Annotated in this window: 17 protein-coding genes and 1 pseudogene; 13 read left to right on the forward strand and 5 right to left on the reverse strand. The window is 64.7% G+C overall.

Annotated features, from left to right (window positions below; translation table 11 throughout):
* Positions 1-111 (forward strand): annotated as a pseudogene (locus tag Q0K23_RS06725) (glutamate synthase); the annotation flags it as partial.
* A gap of 174 nt (positions 112-285) precedes the next feature.
* Complete coding sequence (locus tag Q0K23_RS06730; protein ID WP_294519616.1) at positions 286-912, forward strand: flavodoxin family protein; 627 nt, start codon at positions 286-288, stop codon at positions 910-912.
* A gap of 65 nt (positions 913-977) precedes the next feature.
* Here the strand turns inward: Q0K23_RS06730 and Q0K23_RS06735 are convergent, their stop codons facing one another.
* The 3 genes from Q0K23_RS06735 to Q0K23_RS06745 all read right to left on the reverse strand — a co-directional run bounded on the left by Q0K23_RS06735 (position 978) and on the right by Q0K23_RS06745 (position 3,884).
* Positions 978-2,297, reverse strand: a complete 1,320-nt coding sequence (locus Q0K23_RS06735; protein WP_294519619.1) for an Ig-like domain-containing protein — start codon at positions 2,295-2,297, stop codon at positions 978-980.
* A 148-nt stretch (positions 2,298-2,445) separates the two neighbouring features.
* Entirely contained in the window at positions 2,446-3,216 is a 771-nt protein-coding gene (locus tag Q0K23_RS06740) for a type III pantothenate kinase (protein ID WP_294519622.1), read from the reverse strand.
* 32 nt (positions 3,217-3,248) lie between these two features.
* Complete coding sequence (locus tag Q0K23_RS06745) at positions 3,249-3,884, reverse strand: ECF transporter S component (protein ID WP_294519625.1); 636 nt, start codon at positions 3,882-3,884, stop codon at positions 3,249-3,251.
* Between the two features lie 240 nt (positions 3,885-4,124).
* Between Q0K23_RS06745 and coaBC the strand changes: the two genes are divergently transcribed.
* On the forward strand, positions 4,125-5,330 hold the full coding sequence (gene coaBC, locus Q0K23_RS06750) for a bifunctional phosphopantothenoylcysteine decarboxylase/phosphopantothenate--cysteine ligase CoaBC (RefSeq protein ID WP_294519628.1): 1,206 nt from the start codon (positions 4,125-4,127) through the stop codon (positions 5,328-5,330).
* A 79-nt stretch (positions 5,331-5,409) separates the two neighbouring features.
* On the opposite strand, the gene Q0K23_RS06755 is transcribed toward coaBC, so the two are convergent.
* Entirely contained in the window at positions 5,410-6,597 is a 1,188-nt protein-coding gene (locus Q0K23_RS06755) for an FtsW/RodA/SpoVE family cell cycle protein (protein WP_294519630.1), read from the reverse strand.
* 225 nt (positions 6,598-6,822) lie between these two features.
* On the opposite strand from Q0K23_RS06755, the gene tsaE reads away from it, so the two are divergent.
* From tsaE to murF, 5 genes are all read left to right on the forward strand, one after another.
* The gene (tsaE, locus tag Q0K23_RS06760; RefSeq protein ID WP_294519634.1) at positions 6,823-7,251 is read left to right on the forward strand and encodes a tRNA (adenosine(37)-N6)-threonylcarbamoyltransferase complex ATPase subunit type 1 TsaE; all 429 of its coding nucleotides are present in this window, start codon (positions 6,823-6,825) and stop codon (positions 7,249-7,251) included.
* Positions 7,248-7,985, forward strand: a complete 738-nt coding sequence (gene tsaB, locus Q0K23_RS06765) for a tRNA (adenosine(37)-N6)-threonylcarbamoyltransferase complex dimerization subunit type 1 TsaB (RefSeq protein WP_294519636.1) — start codon at positions 7,248-7,250, stop codon at positions 7,983-7,985. The genes tsaE and tsaB overlap by 4 nt, the downstream gene beginning before the upstream one ends.
* 31 nt (positions 7,986-8,016) lie before the next feature.
* Positions 8,017-8,646, forward strand: a complete 630-nt coding sequence (upp, locus tag Q0K23_RS06770) for a uracil phosphoribosyltransferase (protein ID WP_294519718.1) — start codon at positions 8,017-8,019, stop codon at positions 8,644-8,646.
* A 367-nt stretch (positions 8,647-9,013) separates the two neighbouring features.
* Complete coding sequence (locus tag Q0K23_RS06775) at positions 9,014-10,066, forward strand: D-alanine--D-alanine ligase (protein ID WP_294519638.1); 1,053 nt, start codon at positions 9,014-9,016, stop codon at positions 10,064-10,066.
* A 33-nt stretch (positions 10,067-10,099) separates the two neighbouring features.
* Positions 10,100-11,491: a UDP-N-acetylmuramoyl-tripeptide--D-alanyl-D-alanine ligase gene (gene murF / locus Q0K23_RS06780; RefSeq protein WP_294519641.1), complete on the forward strand. Its 1,392-nt coding sequence runs from the start codon at positions 10,100-10,102 to the stop codon at positions 11,489-11,491.
* 1 nt (position 11,492) lies between these two features.
* Here murF and mtnA read toward each other — a convergent pair whose 3' ends face one another.
* A complete protein-coding gene (gene mtnA / locus Q0K23_RS06785) occupies positions 11,493-12,512 on the reverse strand; it encodes an S-methyl-5-thioribose-1-phosphate isomerase (RefSeq protein ID WP_294519644.1) in 1,020 nt (339 codons plus the stop codon).
* Positions 12,513-12,598: 86 nt separating this feature from the next.
* Here mtnA and Q0K23_RS06790 point away from each other — a divergent pair, with 86 nt between their 5' ends.
* The 5 genes from Q0K23_RS06790 to Q0K23_RS06810 all read left to right on the forward strand — a co-directional run bounded on the left by Q0K23_RS06790 (position 12,599) and on the right by Q0K23_RS06810 (position 17,783).
* The gene (locus tag Q0K23_RS06790) at positions 12,599-14,500 is read left to right on the forward strand and encodes an ABC-F family ATP-binding cassette domain-containing protein (protein ID WP_294519648.1); all 1,902 of its coding nucleotides are present in this window, start codon (positions 12,599-12,601) and stop codon (positions 14,498-14,500) included.
* Positions 14,497-15,183 (forward strand): YdcF family protein, encoded by a 687-nt coding sequence (locus tag Q0K23_RS06795; protein ID WP_294519650.1) that lies wholly within the window; start codon positions 14,497-14,499, stop codon positions 15,181-15,183. The genes Q0K23_RS06790 and Q0K23_RS06795 overlap by 4 nt, the downstream gene beginning before the upstream one ends.
* A gap of 29 nt (positions 15,184-15,212) precedes the next feature.
* Positions 15,213-16,280, forward strand: coding sequence for a peptide chain release factor 1 (prfA, locus tag Q0K23_RS06800; RefSeq protein ID WP_294519653.1), 1,068 nt, complete (start codon positions 15,213-15,215; stop codon positions 16,278-16,280).
* Between the two features lie 29 nt (positions 16,281-16,309).
* Complete coding sequence (locus tag Q0K23_RS06805) at positions 16,310-16,579, forward strand: hypothetical protein (protein WP_294519656.1); 270 nt, start codon at positions 16,310-16,312, stop codon at positions 16,577-16,579.
* Positions 16,580-16,757: 178 nt separating this feature from the next.
* The gene (locus tag Q0K23_RS06810) at positions 16,758-17,783 is read left to right on the forward strand and encodes an L-threonylcarbamoyladenylate synthase (RefSeq protein WP_294519659.1); all 1,026 of its coding nucleotides are present in this window, start codon (positions 16,758-16,760) and stop codon (positions 17,781-17,783) included.
* The last annotated feature ends 17 nt before the right edge of the window (positions 17,784-17,800 follow it).

Genomic DNA, 17,800 nt, shown 5'->3' on the forward strand with positions numbered 1-17,800 from the left:
GAGGGCGTGTTCGCCGGCGGCGACGCGGTGACCGGCGCGGCCACGGTCATCCTGGCCATGGGCGCGGGCAAGAAGGGCGCCGAGCAGATCAACGCCTACCTGTCCAAGTGAAAAAGCGCATAGCCTGTACATAAAATGGGACAGGGCCGCAGATGCGGCCCTGTCCTGCTGTCTGTCAGGGGGTACTTACCTGCGGGATAGTAGCTATCCAAGGGGTGCGTACTTGCAATAGGGGACAGAGATGTTATAAAGTAGAGGCAGAAATGCTGTAAGGAGGACGAGCACATGAAGATTCTGATGGTAAACGGAAGCGCCAACCAGCGCGGCTGCACCTATACGGCCCTCAGCGAGATCGGCGCGGCGGCCCAGGAGCTGGGCGCGGAGTGGGAGATCTTCCAGCTGGGCGGACAGCCCATGCGGGACTGCATCGGCTGCAACCAGTGCAGCGGGAAGGGCAAATGCGTCTTTGCCGACGGCGGGGTGAATGAATTCCTGGAGAAGGCGGCGGAGGCGGACGGCTTTGTGTTCGGCACGCCGGTCTACTACGCCCACCCCAGCGGCCGCCTGCTCAGCTTCCTGGACCGGGCGTTCTACGCCAGCTCGGGCAATTCGCCCTTTGCGGGCAAGCCGGGCGCGGCGGTGGCGTCCGCACGGCGGGCGGGGACCACCGCCTCCCTGGACGCAGTGAACAAATATTTCGGCATTACCTCCATGCCCGTGGTGTCGGGCACCTACTGGAACATGGTCCACGGCCGCTCGCCGGAGGAGGTGCGCCAGGACCTGGAGGGCCTCCAGACCATGCGCAACATCGGCCGGAACATGGTGTGGATGATCGAACAGCTGAAGAAGGCGCCCATGCCGGAGCAGGAGCGGGGGACATTCACCAACTTTATCCGTCCCGCCGGACAGTAAAAACCACATACACAGCAGGACCGCGCCGGGCACATCGCCCGGCGCGGTCCTGTTTTCAAAGATGTTTACCAGTTGAACCAGCCGCCGCTGTCCCTGGCGTCCAGCACCTCCAGGGCGCCCAGGAGCATCTCGGCCGCATCGGCCCGGGTGAGCTGCTCGCTGAGCCCCAGGGCGCCTGCGCTGTCGGCGGTGAGCACGCCGCAGGTCTCCAGGTTGGCGGCGGACTGGACCGCCCAGGCGGGCACCAGCTCGTCCACCAGCGCCCCGGTCTCGGCCACGTCGGACACCTGGAGGGCCCGGTCCAGCAGGACGGCGGCCTCTGCCCGGGTGATGGTGTCCTCCGCGTTGAAGACGATGCGGCCCGCCTCATCGGCGGCGCCCTGGACCACCCCCGCCTTCAGGGCGGAGGCGGCGTAGCCCTTGGCCCAGGTGGGAATGGCGGCGTCATCGGCAAAGCCGGTGGTGGTCACGTCCTCCAGGGCGTCCAGCCCGGCGGCCTTCATGGTCATGGTGAGGAACTCGCTGCGGGACACGGGGGTGTCGGGGTTGAAGAAGTACTCTCCGCCCATGCACTCGCCCACAAAGATGCCCTCCTCGGCCAGGCGGATGGCCGCTTTATAGGCGGGGATGCCGTCCATGTCCGCGTAGGTCACCTTGGTGGAGGCCTTCTCAATCTTCACCTTCACCGTGGCCGGGGCGGAGGTGTTGCCCACCGCGTCCACCGCCACGTAGGTGAAGGAGTCCTTGCCGGTCTTGTTCTCATAGGGGGTGTAGACGAACTCGTTGGAGCCGTCCTCCGGCATGGTGACGGCGCCCCGGGCGGGCTTCTCCACCAGCTGGAAGGTGAGCAGGTCGCCCTCCGGGTCGGTGGCGGCAAAGCTGGCGGTGATGGCCACGTTCCTATAGGTGCACAGCTCCAGGTTTTCCGCAATGGGGGCGCTGTTGGCCTCGCTGAGCAGGTGGAGGTTCACCTCCACCGGGCTGCCGGAGACGCCGGAGGAGAACACGGGGGTAAAGGAGAAGGCGGCGGAGGTGACGGCGGAGCCGGTCAGGGGCTGGAAGGACAGGCCGGACACCGCGTTCATGGTCACCACATCCCCGGCGTTCAGGGGCTGTCCGCCCAGGGTCAGGACGCCGGCGGCCTGGTCAGGCAGGGTGGAGATGACGATGGCGTCCAGGGCGCCGCCGCTCTGGACCACAAAATCGTCGGCGGAGAAGGAGATGGCGCTGCCGACGGGGCCGTTCTTGGAGAAGGCGGCCACCGACGGGGTCTCCGCCTCCTCACCGAGACCGAACAGGGCAGAGGCGGGCAGGGCGAAGGTGAGGAGCAGGGCTGTCATGGAGAGCAGGGGAAGGGAGCGGCGCAGAAATGCACGATGCTTCACGGAAAAGACCTCCTTGGTAAATGGATGGGGACTGGATTCAGCCTTATTCTTTACCAATGGAGAGAGATTATGCTAAGACAAATGGAAAAAATGAGCGGCCTGCCGGTACATCCCGGCAGGCCGCCCATACAGGCCTGAGGGCTGTGGTTCAGCCCTTCTTGTTTTTCTTGTAGAGAATGTTGAGCCCCTTGAGGAGCAGGTTTTTCTCCAGCTTGATGTCCCGCCTGCACAGGGGGACGATGAACTGGGCGATGCCGCCGGTGGCCACTACAGTGGTGGGCTTGCCCAGCTCCTCCTCGATGCGGTCCAGCATGCCGTCCAGCATGGCGGCGGCGCCGTACATGATGCCGCTGCGCATGCACTCCACCGTGTTCTTGCCGATGATCCGGCGGGGCTTGTCCAGCTGGATGCCGGGCAGCTGGGCGGCGTGGTTGGACAGGGCCTCGGCGGACACCCGGACGCCGGGGATGATGCAGCCGCCCAGGTAGGTGTTGCCGCAGTCCACCACCTCAATGGTGGTGGCGGTGCCCATGTCCACCAGGGTGAGGGGCGGGGCGTACTGCTGGAGGGCGGCCACGGCGATGACGATGCGGTCGCTGCCCACCGAGCTGGGGTCGTCCATGCGGATGTTCAGCCCGGTCTTGATGCCGGGACCCACCACCATAGGTGTAAGGCCGGTCAGCTTGACAAGCCCTGTGCGCACGGAGTTGAACACCGGCGGAACCACCGAAGAGATGATGCAGTCCTCCACCTGGGACAGGGGGACGCTGAAGAAGTCCAGCAGGTTCTTGATCTCCACGCCGTACTGGTCGGAGGTCTTGATGTGGTCGGTGGCGATGCGGGCCTCGAAGCGGATCTGGTCGTGCTCAATGCCGCCGATGACGATATTGCTGTTTCCGATATCAATGGCCAAGAGCATGGGGCTTCACCTCCAAAAAACAGTTGTGGCGCTCAAGCCGCCTGGAGCCGGGGCTTGGCGAACCGGAGCAGATTTTTTCCGATGACCGCCACCAGAACAGTGGCCACAATGGCCTCGGGGATGCCGTTGACCACCACGGTGGTGAGGATCAGGCCGGAGACGGCCTCCAGGGCCACCGCCTTGGCCTGGGCGTACTGCTGGGTAAAGAGCAGGAAGATGCTGCCCATGACGGTCACCGTGTTGACCATGGAGCCGGCAAAGCCCACGATGGACAGGGCGGTCCAGCTGTTCATGTTGGTGCGGGACAGGGCCCTCCACAGCCAGCCGGCCGCCACGCCGATAAGGACCCGGCAGCCCACCGCCACCCACAGGGCCTTCACCGCGCCGGGCAGGCCGGTGGTGCTCATGAAGGGGGAAAAGGCGAAGGAGGTGAGGGCCGGGGTAAAGGTGTTGATGATGACGGAGCAGATGCCGAACACGCCGCCCAGGATGCCCCCCGCCAGGGGCCCGAAGAGGATGGCGCCCAGGATCACGGGGATGTGGACGGTGGTGGCCTTGGTGATGACCAGTGGGATCATGCCCAGGGGGGTGTTGGCCAGCAGCACGACAATGGCTGCCATCATGGCCACGCCGGCCATCCATTTGGCGTCTTTCCTGCGGTTTTTCATATTCAATTACCTCCTGCTGTCGCTCCTCTCATGAGGATGCAACGCAATTTCGAAGCGCAGCTTTGCCGCGCATTCCGACCCACTATTATACCGGAGCCGGGGAGGCTTTGCAAGACGGAAGGGGCAAACGCGCCCCGCTCAAAGGGAGAAAAGGGCGCTTTACAAGGGGCGGTTTCTATGTCATAATGCCGGTGGAGGCTGTGCACGCCTCCGCATTTCACGGAAAATGAGGGTTATATCATGCTGCAGGGAAAGACGGTTCTTCTGGGCGTAACGGGCGGCATCGCCGCGTACAAGGCGGCGGCGCTGGCCTCCGCGCTGGTGAAGCAGCACTGCTGCGTGGAGGTCATCATGACGGCCCACGCCACCGAGTTCATCACCCCCCTGACCTTTGAGCAGCTGACGGGGAACCGGACCATGGTGGACACCTTTGACCGGAACTTTGTCCACCAGGTGGAGCACGTGTCCCTGGCCCACCGCACCGACCTGGTGCTGGTGGCGCCCGCCACGGCCAACGTATGCGCCAAGCTGGCCCACGGTCTGGCCGACGACATGCTGACCACCACAGTGCTGGCCTGCAAGTGCCCCAAGCTCATCGCCCCTGCCATGAACACCAATATGTTTGAAAACCCGGTGACCCAGGACAATCTGGACATCCTGCGCCGGTACGGCTGGGAGGTGATCCAGCCCGCCTCGGGCCGCCTGGCCTGCGGGGACGTGGGGGCGGGCAAGCTGCCCGAGCCGGAGCAGCTGCTCCAGCACATCCTGCGCCGCCTGGCCCTGCCCCACGACCTGGAGGGCAAGCGGGTGCTGGTGACGGCGGGTCCCACTCAGGAGGCCCTGGACCCGGTGCGCTATTTGACAAACCATTCCACTGGCAAGATGGGCTACGCCCTGGCCAGAATGGCCATGCTGCGGGGCGCGGAGGTGACGCTGATCTCCGGCCCCACCGCCATTGACCCGCCGCCCTTTGTGGAGGTGGTGCCGGTGGTGTCGGCGGCCGACATGTTCGACGCGGTGGCAGAGCGCAGCGCAAATGCCGACTGGATCTTCAAGGCCGCCGCCGTGGCGGACTACACCCCGGCGGCGTACAGCGGCGACAAGGTGAAGAAGAAGGAGGGGGACATGAGCATCCCCCTGACCCGCACCAGGGATATCCTGCAATACCTGGGGGACCACCGGCGGCCGGGCCAGTTCATCTGCGGCTTCTCCATGGAGACAAAGGACCTGCTGGAAAACAGCCGGGCAAAGCTGGAGAAGAAGCACGTGGACATGATCTGCGCCAACAACCTGAAGGTGGCGGGGGCCGGCTTCGGGGTGGACACCAACGTGATCACCCTCATCACCGCCGGCGGCGCGGAGGAGCTGCCCCTGATGAGCAAGGAGGCGGCGGCCAACCGGATTCTGGACGCGGCCAAGGCCCATGAAAAGGCTGAACAGGTATAAAACTTTACAGGTACTGAGAACAGAGAACGGGGGCCATCCGGAAGAGGGATGGCCCCCGTTCTTGGGCGTTGAAGAAAATTCAGGATTGCAGATTGCTCCGGTCGGACAGCCAGCTGGGCAGGGAGCGCATTTTGATGCTGGAGACCAGGCCCATGGCGGCGTACATGGTGACGACGGAGGAGCCGCCGTAGCTGATGAAGGGGAGGGTCAGGCCCACCACAGGGAAGATATACAGGCACATACCCACGTTGACCGCCACCTGGGCCAGCAGCATGCCGGCGAAGCCCATGGCGATGAGGGCGGACTGGAGGCTGCGGGCCCGCTTGGCCACCCAGATGCACCGCAGGATGATGAGGGAGAGGATCAGCAGCAGCAGGACGCAGCCCACCAGGCCGAACTCCTCGCCGCACACGGCGAAGATCTCGTCGGTCTCCCGGGCGGGAAGGGAGGTCTTGTATAGGCTCTGGGTCTGGGGGCCCTGGAGGTACCCCATGCCGGTGAGGCCGCCGCTGCCGATGGCCATAATGCTGCGGGTCTGCTGCCAGCCGATGTCCTGGGTCTGCTCGTAGAGGGTCTCCTGGTTGCCGGTCAGGTGGTCGATGACCACGGTGAAGCGCTGGAAGCGGTAGTCGTCGCTGACGTGGGGCCAGATGAGCACCACCGCCGCCACGCACACCACGATGGCCAGCAGGAACCACCGCTTTTTCACGCCGCCCGCCCAGGCCACCACCACAAAGATGAACAGGTAGGTGAGCACCATACCGAAGTCGCCGGAGGAGACGGCGATGAGCCCCGCCATCACCAGGGTGTGCCCGGCGATCTGCAGGATGGACGTGGGCCGGGAGAGGCCCCGCTCCCGGAGCTTGACGCACTGCCAGGCCAGCAGGAGCACAAAGGAGAGCTTGACGATCTCCGCGGGCTGAAGGTTCACCGGAAAGCCGGGGATGTGGATCCAGCTCTGGTTGCCGTTTACGTTCACGCCCAGGGGTGTGCGGGTGAGGAGCACGAACACAAAGTTGAAGGCCAGCAGGAATTTCCATGACCGCTCTGTGATGAGCTCCACGTCCACGGAGGAGATGAAGATGTAGACCAGGATGCCCAGCGCCACGGCGACGGACTGGACGATAATATTCCGATAACCGCCGATGTAGCGGGTGGCGCTGTAGACCAGCACCAGGCCGTAGGCGGAGGCGGCGATGCACAAAGTGAGCAGCAGAAGATCTCCCTTTCGGAAGAACTCCCGCAGGGAGTCGGTAATCCAGGACAAGAGGGGGCCTCCTTTCGGGGGAATGGGGATAGAGCCGACCTGTTTTGCATGGAAAGCCGGGGCGTTCCATGGGTACAGTTCTGCTCAGCACGCATTATTCTACCATCTTTTTTAAAAAGCGTAAACAAGTTTTGCGCAGTGTTCACACATATGTTATAATGACCCACAGAAGCAAGACTGCCGGAGGGCCCAGCGGGCCGTTTTGGCAGGAATCCGAGGTGTGATATGGAATACGTTTCAAACTCCCCGGCGGAGACCGAGGCGCTGGGGGCGGCTCTGGCGGACAAGCTGGCGCCGGGGGCAGTGGTGGCCTTCAGCGGGGACCTGGGGGCGGGCAAGACCGCCTTTGTCCGGGGCATGGCCCGGGGCCTGGGCATTACCGAGCGGGTGACCAGCCCCACCTTTACCATTGTCAATGAGTATGAGGGGGGCCGTCTGCCCCTCTTTCACTTTGACATGTACCGCCTGGGCAGCTCCGACGAGCTGTTCGATATCGGCTGGGAAGATTACCTGGTCCGGGGCGGCGTGTGCGCCGTGGAGTGGAGCGAGAATGTCTCCGACGCCCTGGAGGGGGACTGCATCCGGGTGGACATCCGCCGGGGCACCCACGACAATCAGCGGCTGATTACCATAGAAGGAGGGGACGCGGCATGAAGATCCTGGCGCTGGAGACCTCGGCGGTGGCCTGTTCTGTGGCCCTGTGCGAGGACGAGAAGCTGCTGGCCCAGTTTTTCCAGAACAACGGCCTGACCCACAGCGTCACCCTGATGCCCATGTGCCAGGCCATGCTGGCCGGGTGCGGCGTGAAGCTGGAGGACGTGGATGTGATCGCAGTGGCGGCGGGGCCCGGGTCCTTCACCGGCCTGCGCATCGGCGTGGCGGCGGCCAAGGGCCTGGCCTGGCCGGGTGACAAGCCCTGCGCCGGGGTGTCCACCCTGGAGGCCATGGCCTGGACGGTGGCCCATATGGAGGGCGCGGAGATCTGCGCCGTCATGGACGCCCGCCGGAACCAGGTGTACAACGCCCGCTTCGCCGCTGTGGACGGCGCGCCGGTGCGTCTGACCCCGGACCGGGCCATCAGCCTGGCCCAGCTGGGGGAGGAGCTAAAAAACAGCGGAAAGCCGCAAATAATAGTTGGAGACGGAGCCGGGTTATGCTATAATAATTTGAACGGGTGTGGGCCGGAGTTCCGCATGGCGCCGCCCCATCTGCGCCTTCAGACGGCGTGGGGCGTGGCCCGGGCCGCCCTGGAGCAGGCGCGGGCGGGCACGCTGACCACAGCCCAGAACCTTGCGCCCGACTATCACCGCCTCTCCCAGGCGGAGCGGGAGCGGCTGGAACGGGAACGCACGCAAAAGCGGGCGGAGACCGCCGCGACCACGAAATAAACATACAAAGGGGACGTTGACGATGGAAAAGATGGATAAGGTACATGTGCTGGACCACCCTCTTCTGCAGCACAAGCTGAGCATTCTGCGGGACGCGCGCACCGGCGTGAAGGATTTCCGCGAGGTGGTGTCTGAGATCGCCACGCTGATGTGCTACGAGGCCACCCGCGACCTGCCTCTGGAGGAAGTGGAGATCAAGACCCCCGTGGCCACCGGCAAGTTCAAGGCCCTGTCCGGCAAGAAGCTGGCCATCGTGCCCGTGCTGCGGGCCGGCCTGGGCATGGTGGACGGCATCCTCACCCTGATCCCCTCCGCCAAGGTGGGCCACATCGGCCTGTACCGTGACCCCCAGACCCTGGAGCCTGTGGAGTACTACTGCAAGATGCCCAACGACATCTCCGAGCGGGACGTCATCATCCTGGACCCCATGCTGGCTACCGGCGGCTCCGCCTCCGCCGCCATCCAGTTCCTCAAGAACTACGGCGTCAAGCACATCAAGCTGATGAACATCATCGCCGCCCCCGAGGGCATCGAGCGGGTGCATAAGGACCATCCCGACGTGGATATCTACTGTGCCGCCGTGGATGAGAAGCTCAACGACCACGGCTACATCGTGCCCGGCCTGGGCGATGCCGGCGACCGCATCTTCGGCACGAAGTAAGTTTTCCCTCGGCGTCGCCCGGCGCCGCGCCTTTTGGCGCGTTCAAGCGTTTTGCGGTAGGCAAAACCTTGCCGCAGGGGCAATTCATTTGCCCCGAGGATGTAAGATTTGGGGTCCACGGCCGGTGTCAGCCGGCTGGGGCCGATGCCGGCGACCGCATCTTCGGCACCAAGTAAGACACCCATACAGCTTCATAATACAGACAGCGGCCTTCCGGCGATCAACCGGAAGGCCGCTGCCTTTTCAGAAAATTTTCCCGGTTCATCGCTGACAGGGAGAAAACGGTTGAGTATTGAAAGAGGAAGTGCTATAATATTTTCCAAGTGCGTAAACATAAGAAAGACTGTTCCGAGAGGAGTTTCCTATAATGAAAATCGTGGTTTTGGCCGGCGGGCTCTCGCCGGAGCGGAATGTATCCCTGTCCACAGGCACCATGGTGGCCGAGGCGCTCACCAGTCTGGGCCATGAAGTGGCCCTGGTGGACATGTTTTTCGGCGTGAAGGAAAAGGGGGCGGCGCTGTCCGGCCTCTTCGGCGCGCCCATCTCCGAGGAGCACAAGCGGGTGAGCCGTCAGGCCCCCGACCTGGCGGCGGTGAAGGCCAGCCGCACCGAGGGCGGGAACAGCATGTTCGGCCCCGGTGTGCTGGAGCTGTGCGGCATGGCCGACCTGGTGTTCCTGGCCCTCCACGGCTCCTGCGGCGAGGACGGCCGGGTCCAGGCCGCCTTTGACCTGATGGGCATCCCCTACACCGGTTCCGGCTACCTGGGCAGCGCCATCGCCATGGATAAGGACCTGACCAAGCGGATGGTGGCCGACGTGGTCAGCACCCCCGGCTGGAAGACCGTGTCCTACACCGCCGCCGACATCGACGAGCTGGTGGAGAGCGCCCGGCTGCCCCTGGTGGTGAAGCCGGTGGCCAGCGGCTCCTCCATCGGCGTGTCCATCGCCCACACGGCGGAGGAGCTCCGCGCCGCCCTGACCGACGGCCTGTCCCTGGGGGGGCGGACCGTGCTGGAGCAGTACGTAAGGGGCCGGGAGCTCCAGGTGGCCATCCTGGAGGATAAGGCCCTGCCCGCCATCGAGATCATCCCCAAGCAGGGGTTCTATGACTACGAGAACAAGTACCAGCCCGGCGCGGCCGAGGAGGTCTGCCCGGCGGACATCAGCCCCGAGGCGGAGCAGAAGCTGCGTGACGCGGCCGTGCGGGTCTATGAGACCCTGGGCCTGTCGGTGTACTCCCGGGCGGACTTCATCCTGGACGCCGACGGGGAGCCCTGGTTCCTGGAGATCAACACCCTGCCCGGCATGACCCCCACCAGCCTGGTGCCCCAGGAGGCGGCGGCGGTGGGCATTGACTACAACACGCTGTGCCAGCGCATTGTGGACGCGTCCCTTGCGGCGCGGAAGCAGGGCCGGTAAGACAGGAAAACAACTGGACACAAGGAGAAGCATATGGAACCGATCACCATACGGGATATTCTCACGGCGGCAAAGGGCCGGATTCTGGGCGATTTTGACAACCTGGACCTGGAGATCAGCCGGGTGGAGACAGACAGCCGCACCATCCATCCGGGCTCCCTCTTTGTCCCCCTCATCGGCGAGCAGTTTGACGGCCACGCCTACATCACCTCCGCTCTGGAGGGGGGCGCGGCGGCCTGCTTCACCCAGCGGGACCGGGAGAGCTATCTGCCCGGCAAGTGCTACATCCGGGTGGACCACACCCAGCGGGCCCTGCGGGACCTGGCGGTCTGGTACAAGAAGAAGTTCGACATTCCGGTGGTGGCGGTGACGGGCAGCGTGGGCAAGACCACCACAAAGGACATGGTGGCCGCCGTCCTGGGGGAGCACTACAAGGTGCTCAAGACCGAGGGCAACCTGAACACGGACATCGGCACCTGCCGCACCCTGTTCCGGCTGGACAAGAGCTACCAGATCGCCGTGCTGGAGATGGGCATGAACCACCCCGGCGAGATCGAGGTCATGTCCGCCATTGCCCAGCCCGACGTGTGCCTCATCACCAACATCGGCGACTCCCACATCGAGCACCTGGGTTCCCGGGAGAACATCCTCAAGGCCAAGTGTGAGATCTTCAGCCACGCCAAGCCGGGCTGTCTGGCGGTGCTCAACGGAGACGACCCGCTGCTGCGTACCCTGGAGGGCAAGCTGCCCGGGCCCATCCTCTGGTGCGGCGGCGCGACCGGGCTGGACTATACCGCCGACAACCTGGTGAGCGACGGCACGTCCAATGTACGCTGTGAAGTAAAAACCCCTCACACCAGCTGCCAGGTGGAGATTCCCGCCCTTGGCAGCCACATGATCTACCCCACGCTGATGGCGGCGGCGGTGGGGGAGCACTTCGGCGTCACGGCGGAGGAGTTCCGCCGGGGCGTGCTCCACTTCGCCCCCACCAAGATGCGCATGAACATCATCCAGCGGGGGGAGGATATCACCATCCTCAACGACACCTACAACGCCAACCCCCAGTCCATGCGGGCGGCGGTGGAGGTGCTCTCCAAGACCCACGGGTCGCCGAAGATCGCCGTGCTGGGGGATATGTTCGAGCTGGGCACCCTGGCCCCCGCCCTCCACGCCGGCGTGGGCACCTATCTGGGCAAGGCGGGCATCGACTGCCTGGTGGCCGTGGGCGAGCTGGCCAGGAACATCTACGACGCCGCGGCTGAGGCCAAGGTGCCGGAGGTCCACTACTGCGCCACAAAGCAGGAGGCCCTGCCCGTCCTGGCGCAGGTGGTGAAACCACACGCGACCATTCTGGTCAAGGCCTCCCGGGGCATGGCGTTTGAAGATCTGACGGAATACCTGAAGAGCATCACCCAGGAGCCCTGAGTCAGCCGAAGAGCTTGGCCAGGTTCTCCTTGAAGGGCGGGTAGACGACCCCCTTTTCGGTGATGATGCCGGTGAGCAGCTGGTGGGGGGTCACGTCAAAGGCCGGGTTCCAGGTTTGTACCTGCTCGGGCGCGGTCTGGACCCCCGCCAGGTGGGTCACCTCCACGCCGGGGCGCTCCTCGATGGGAATGCCGCTGCCGTCCTCAATGGACAGGTCAATGGTGGAGGAGGGTAGGGCAGTGTAGAAGGGGATGCCGTGGTAGCGGGCGTTGACCGCCACCGAGTAGGTGCCGATCTTGTTGGCAAAGTCCCCGTTGGCGGCCATCCGGTCGCAGCCCAGGATCACCAGGTCCACCTTGCCCTGGGCCATGAGGAAGCCGGCCATGTTGTCGGTGATGAGGGTGCAGGGGATGTTGTCCTTCACCAGCTCATAGGCGGTGAGCCGGGCGCCCTGGAGCAGGGGACGGGTCTCGTCGGCGTAAACCATATCCACTTTACCCTGACTGAAAGCAGAGCGAACCACGCCCAGCACCGTGCCGTATCCGCCGGTGGCCAGGCTGCCGGCGTTGCAGTGGGTGAGGATGCGGGCGTGGTGGGGCACCACTGCCGCGCCGAAGTCGCCCAGGGCGTGGTTCATGGCCACGTCCTCCTCGTGGATGGCCTTGGCCTCCCGGATGAGGGCGTCAATGGCCTCCGGCGTGCCGCCGTTGGCCTTCAGGCAGTCGGCCATGCGGCGCAGAGCCCAGAACAGGTTGACGGCGGTAGGCCGGCTGGCGGCAAGCACCCGCTCCGCCTCCTCCATGGCGGCGGCAAAGTCGGGCGCGTCCCGGAACTCCATGGCGGCCAGACAGTAGGCGTAGGCCGCTGTCACGCCGATAGCGGGTGCGCCCCGCACCACCATGTCGGTGATGGCCTTGGCCACGGCCCGGAAATCCGTATAGGCGATCCAGTCCTCCTGGACGGGAAGCCTTGTCTGATCGAGGAGGTAAAGTGTATTTCCTTCCCAGCGAATTGCATCCATAGCGAAGCCTCCTAAGCGCTTCGGCCGTCCCTGGGGCGGCCGGTGATAGAATCATTGTAGCACAAAGGACTGACAGGAGACAAGAAATGATAGATATATCCGTCTCAAACCTGACCAAGGAGTTTGAGGTAGGCAAAAAGATACTGGACGGCCTCACCTTCCAGGTGGACCAGGGAGAGCGGGTCGGCCTGCTGGGCAAGAACGGCGCGGGCAAGACCACGGTGTTCAAGATCATCACCGGCGAGATGGACTACGACGACGGGCAGGTGATGACCGCCCCCGGCAAGACGGTGGGCCTCATCTCCCAGATCCCGGTCTATCCGCCGGAGTACACCGTGGAGGACGTGCTGAACACGGCCTTCTCCAAGCTCCACAGGATGGAGCAGGAGATGGCCGACCTCACCGCCAAAATGGGGGAGAGCAGCGACCCGGCCCTGCTGCGGCGGTACGGGGAGCTGTCGGCCGCCTTTGAGGCCAAGGGCGGGTACGACACCGCCACTGAGCTCAACAAGGTGTGCAACGGCCTGGAAATTCCCCAGGCCATGCGGGAGCAGCTCTTCTCCGCCCTGTCCGGCGGGGAGAAGACCCGGGTGAACCTGGGCCGCCTGATCCTGGAGGACACCGATATCCTCCTGCTGGACGAGCCCACCAATCACCTGGACCTGCGGGCCACCGAGTGGCTGGAGGAGTACCTGGACAAGTTCAAGGGCACGGTGCTGGCCATCTCCCACGACCGGTGGTTCCTGGACAAGGTGGTCCACCGGGTCATTGAGATCGTGGACGGCAAGGCCGAGTTCTACGAGGGCAATTACAGCTTCTACGTGGTGGAGAAGGAGCGCCGCTACCAGGAGAAGCTGAGGCAGTACGAGAAGGAGCAGGCCAAGATCGAGCAGCTGGAGAAAGCCGCGGACAAGCTCCACCTGTGGGCCTTCATGGGCAACGACAAGCTGCACAAGCGGGCCTTCTCCATGGAGAAGCGGATCGAGCGCATGCGCACCACCGACAAGCCCAAGAAGGACCGGAAACTGGACATCCGCTTCGGCGAACGGGACTTCCGGGGCGACGAGGTGATGGTCATCAAGGGCCTGGCCAAGCGGTTTGACGGCCGGACCCTGTTTTCCGATGTGAACCTGCTGGTGGAGGGGGGCGAGCGCATCGCCCTGCTGGGGGACAACGGCACCGGCAAATCCACCCTGATCAAGATCATCATGGGGGAGGAGCAGCCCAGCGAGGGCAAGATCCGTATGGGCCCCACGGTAAAGATCGGCTATCTGCCCCAGATCATCCACTTCTCCCATCCTGAGCGCAGCCTGGTGGACACCATGATCTACGACCTGGACTGCTCCACCCAGACCGCCCGCAACCGGCTGGCCGCCTTCAACTTCCAGGGGGAGGACGTGTTCAAGCCGGTGTCCGCCCTGTCGGGCGGCGAGCAGAGCCGCCTGCGGCTGTGCATGCTGATGGACGAGAAGATCAACCTGCTGATTCTGGACGAGCCCACCAACCACCTGGATGTGGCCAACCGGGAGTGGATCGAGGAGGCGGTGGAGGACTACGAAGGCAACCTGCTCTTCGTGTCCCACGACCGGTATTTCATCAACCGCTTCGCCACCCGCATCTGGATGCTGGAGGACGGACACATCACCGACTTTGAGGGCACCTATCAGGAGTTCCAGGCCGCCCGGCAGCGGAAGCAGGCCCAGGCCAAGGCCGCGCCAGTGGTCCAGGAGGAGAAGCCCAAGAAGGAGAAGCCCAAGCGCCCCGGCGGCACCAAGGAGCTGGAGAAGCAGGTGGCGGCGGCGGAGCGGGCGGTGGCCAAGGCGGAGGAGAAGCAGTACGAGCTGTCCCTTAAGGCCGAGGAGGTGGCCTCCAACTACCTGGAGCTCCAGAAGGTGTACGAGGAGCAGAAGGCCCTGGAGGACGAAATTGCCGCCCTATATACCAAGTGGGAGACCCTGGCCGCCCAGCTGGAGGAGGCCCAGGGATGAGACGGCAGAGCGCATACCATCCCTACGGCGGGAAGAAGCTCCATCCCCTCCTGCGGGTCCTGATCGGGCTGATCGGGCTGGGCCTGATCTGCTTCGCCATTCTGGCGGGCATTGTGTACGCCGGGGAGCGGACCCATATCCAGGGCACGCCCAGGGTGATGATCATTCTGGGCTGCAAGGTGGAGGAGAGCGGCCCCTCTCTGCTGCTGAAGGACCGGCTGGACACGGCGCTGGACTATCTGAACGAGTTGGACAACCCTATCCCGGTGATTGTCAGCGGCGGGCAGGGCCAGGACGAGCCGGAGAGCGAGGCCGCCTGCATGGCGGACTACCTGACCGGGGCCGGCTATGACGAGGCATACATCTATCTGGAGGACAACTCCCACAATACCGCCGAGAACCTGGGGTACTCCCTGGCGTACCTGGAGTATCTGGGCGTGGACCCGGCGGAGGACGGGGTGCTGATCGTGTCCAACGGATTTCATCTCTCCCGGGCGCGGATGCTGGCGGAGCGGTTCGGATACGGCAATGTGTCCACCCTGGCCGCGCCCTCCAGCCATGTGCCGTCCCGGATCAGCATGTTCTTCCGGGAGCCCCTGGCCCTGGTCAAGTCCTTCCTTCTGGACCGTGAGGTCCCCCAGGGGCAGGCCGTTCAGGGAAGCGCAGCCCATACCCTCGGCTGAGGACAGCCGAACAAGACACGGAGGTTAACATGCTGGACAAGCTCAGGAGCCTGGAGCTCCACTATGAGGACCTGGTGGCCCGTCTCAACGCCCCGGAGACCTACGCCGACCCGGCGCTGGTGGCAAAGCTGAATAAGGAGCAGAGCGAGCTGGAGCCTCTGGTGACCACCTACCGGCGCTATATGCAGCGCCAGCGGGACATGGAGGAGGCCAGGGGCCTCATGTCCGACCCGGACATGAAGGAGCTGGCCCAGGAGGAGTTTGCCCAGGCCAAGGCGGAGTCGGAGGAGCTGGAGCAGAAGATGAAGATCCTCCTGCTGCCCACCGACCCCAATGACAACAAGAACGTCATCGTGGAGATCCGGGCCGGCGTGGGCGGGGAGGAGGCGGCGCTGTTCGCCGCGTCCCTGTACCGGATGTACTCCATGTACGCCGAGACCCGCCGCTGGAAGGTGGAGGTGGCCAGCCTGAACGAGACCGAGCTGGGAGGGATAAAGGAAATTTCCTTCACAGTAGAGGGGGCCGGGGCCTACAGCCGCCTGAAGTTTGAGAGCGGCGTCCACCGGGTGCAGCGGGTGCCCGAGACCGAGTCGGGTGGACGGATCCACACCTCCACCGTCACGGTGGCGGTGCTGCCCGAGGCCGAGGAGGTGGACGTGGACATCAACCCGGCTGATATTGAAATGCAGGTGTTCCGCTCGTCGGGCGCCGGCGGGCAGCACATCAACAAGACCTCCTCCGCCGTCCGGCTGATCCACAAGCCCACCGGCATGGTGGTGGAGTGCCAGCAGGAGCGCAGCCAGTTCCAGAACCGGGACAAGGCCATGCAGATCCTCCGCTCCCGGCTCTACGAGGCGGAACAGCAGCGTGTGAGCAGCGAGTGGAGCGAGGAGCGGCGCAGCCAGGTGGGGACTGGCATGCGCAACGAGCGCATCCGGACCTACAACTTCCCCCAGGGCCGCCTGACCGACCACCGGATCGGCCTCACCCTCTACAAGCTGGAGGACGTGATGAACGGCGACCTGGATGAGATTATTGACAGTTTGATCACCGCCGACCAGGCGGAGCGGCTGAAACAGAGCGGAGAGGCGGACTAAGGGCCATCCCGCGAAAGGAGATTTTTACAATGGAAATGCTGATTCACTATTCCGGACTGCCCAAGGGAATGGAGCAGGAGGAGTTCAAGCTGGCCGTGGCCAACCTTCTGGAGGAGGACGGCTGGCTCACCGGCTCGGGAGACGACGAGCAGGGCCACTATTTGGAGCTGGAGCTGGAGGACGAGAAGGTGAACCCCAAGCACTGCATCGTGGCGGTGCGGGGCTATCTGTGCGGCGCCGGGTTCCCCCGGGACACCGCCCTGGAGCTGGCCGGCGTGGCCTCCAATATCTACGGCTGAACCATCCAACCGACGGAATGAAAGAAAGGAGCCCCTGGTATGAAAAAGGTGACTGCGATTCTGAACATTCTCTCCGGCATGGCGCTGATTACCGCCGGCATTGTGGGCCTGGTCCAGGCCTGCACCGAACGGAGCACGGACGGCTGGAACTGAAATCTGATTTTCGAGGCGAACGAGCGTGATAACACAACGACTGACGGCCCAGGATACCCAGGCGGCCGCGGAGATCCTGAAGCGGGGGGGCCTGCTGGGCATTCCCACCGAGACGGTCTACGGCCTGGGGGCCAGCGGACTGGACCCGGAGGCGGTGGCCCACATCTTTGCGGCCAAGGGCCGTCCCCAGGACAACCCGCTGATCCTCCACGTCCCCTCGGCGGACTGGCTGGAGCGGTACTGTGAGGACATCCCCGCCGCGGCCTACGCCCTGGCGGAGAAGTTCTGGCCGGGCCCCCTGACCATGATCCTCCGGCGCAAGCCCATTGTGCCCGACGCGGTGACCGCCGGGCTGGACACGGTGGGCATGCGCTGCCCCAACCACCCGGTGACCCGGGCCATCATCGCGGCGGCCGGGGTGCCGGTGGCGGCCCCCTCGGGGAACACCTCCGGCCGGCCCAGCCCCACCAGCGCGGCGGACATGCTGGAGGACATGGACGGGAAGATCGACGGCATTGTGGACGGCGGCCCCTGCACCGTGGGGGTGGAGTCCACCATCATCGACCTGACTCTGACGCCTCCCCGGCTGCTGCGGCCCGGCGGCGTGACCCTGGAGCAGCTCCGGGACGCCCTGGGAGAGGTGGCCGTGGACCAGGCGGTCACCCGGCTCATGGGCAAGGACGAGCATCCCCGGGCCCCCGGCATGAAGTACCGCCACTACGCCCCCAAGGCGCCGGTGACGGTGGTGAAGGGCCCGGCGGACAGAACCGCGGCCTACATCCGGGACCATCTGGGCCCCAAGAGCGGGGTCATCTGCTTTGACGAGTTTGCCGGGGACTTCCCCGGCCACCTGGTGGAGACCATGGGCCCCGCCGGCGACAAGGAGGAGCAGGCCCGCCGGGTCTTTGACGCCCTGCGGTACTTTGACAGCACCGACGCGGCGGAGATCTGGTCCCAGTGTCCGGACGACGGGGGCATCGGCCTGGCCGTGTCCAACCGGCTGAACAAGGCGGCCGGGTTCCATATCGTGGATCTGAGCGAGACGACATAACAGACCTGGGCGGTGAG

This window comes from uncultured Pseudoflavonifractor sp., assembly GCF_944387275.1.
Taxonomy (GTDB): domain Bacteria; phylum Bacillota; class Clostridia; order Oscillospirales; family Oscillospiraceae; genus Pseudoflavonifractor; species Pseudoflavonifractor intestinihominis.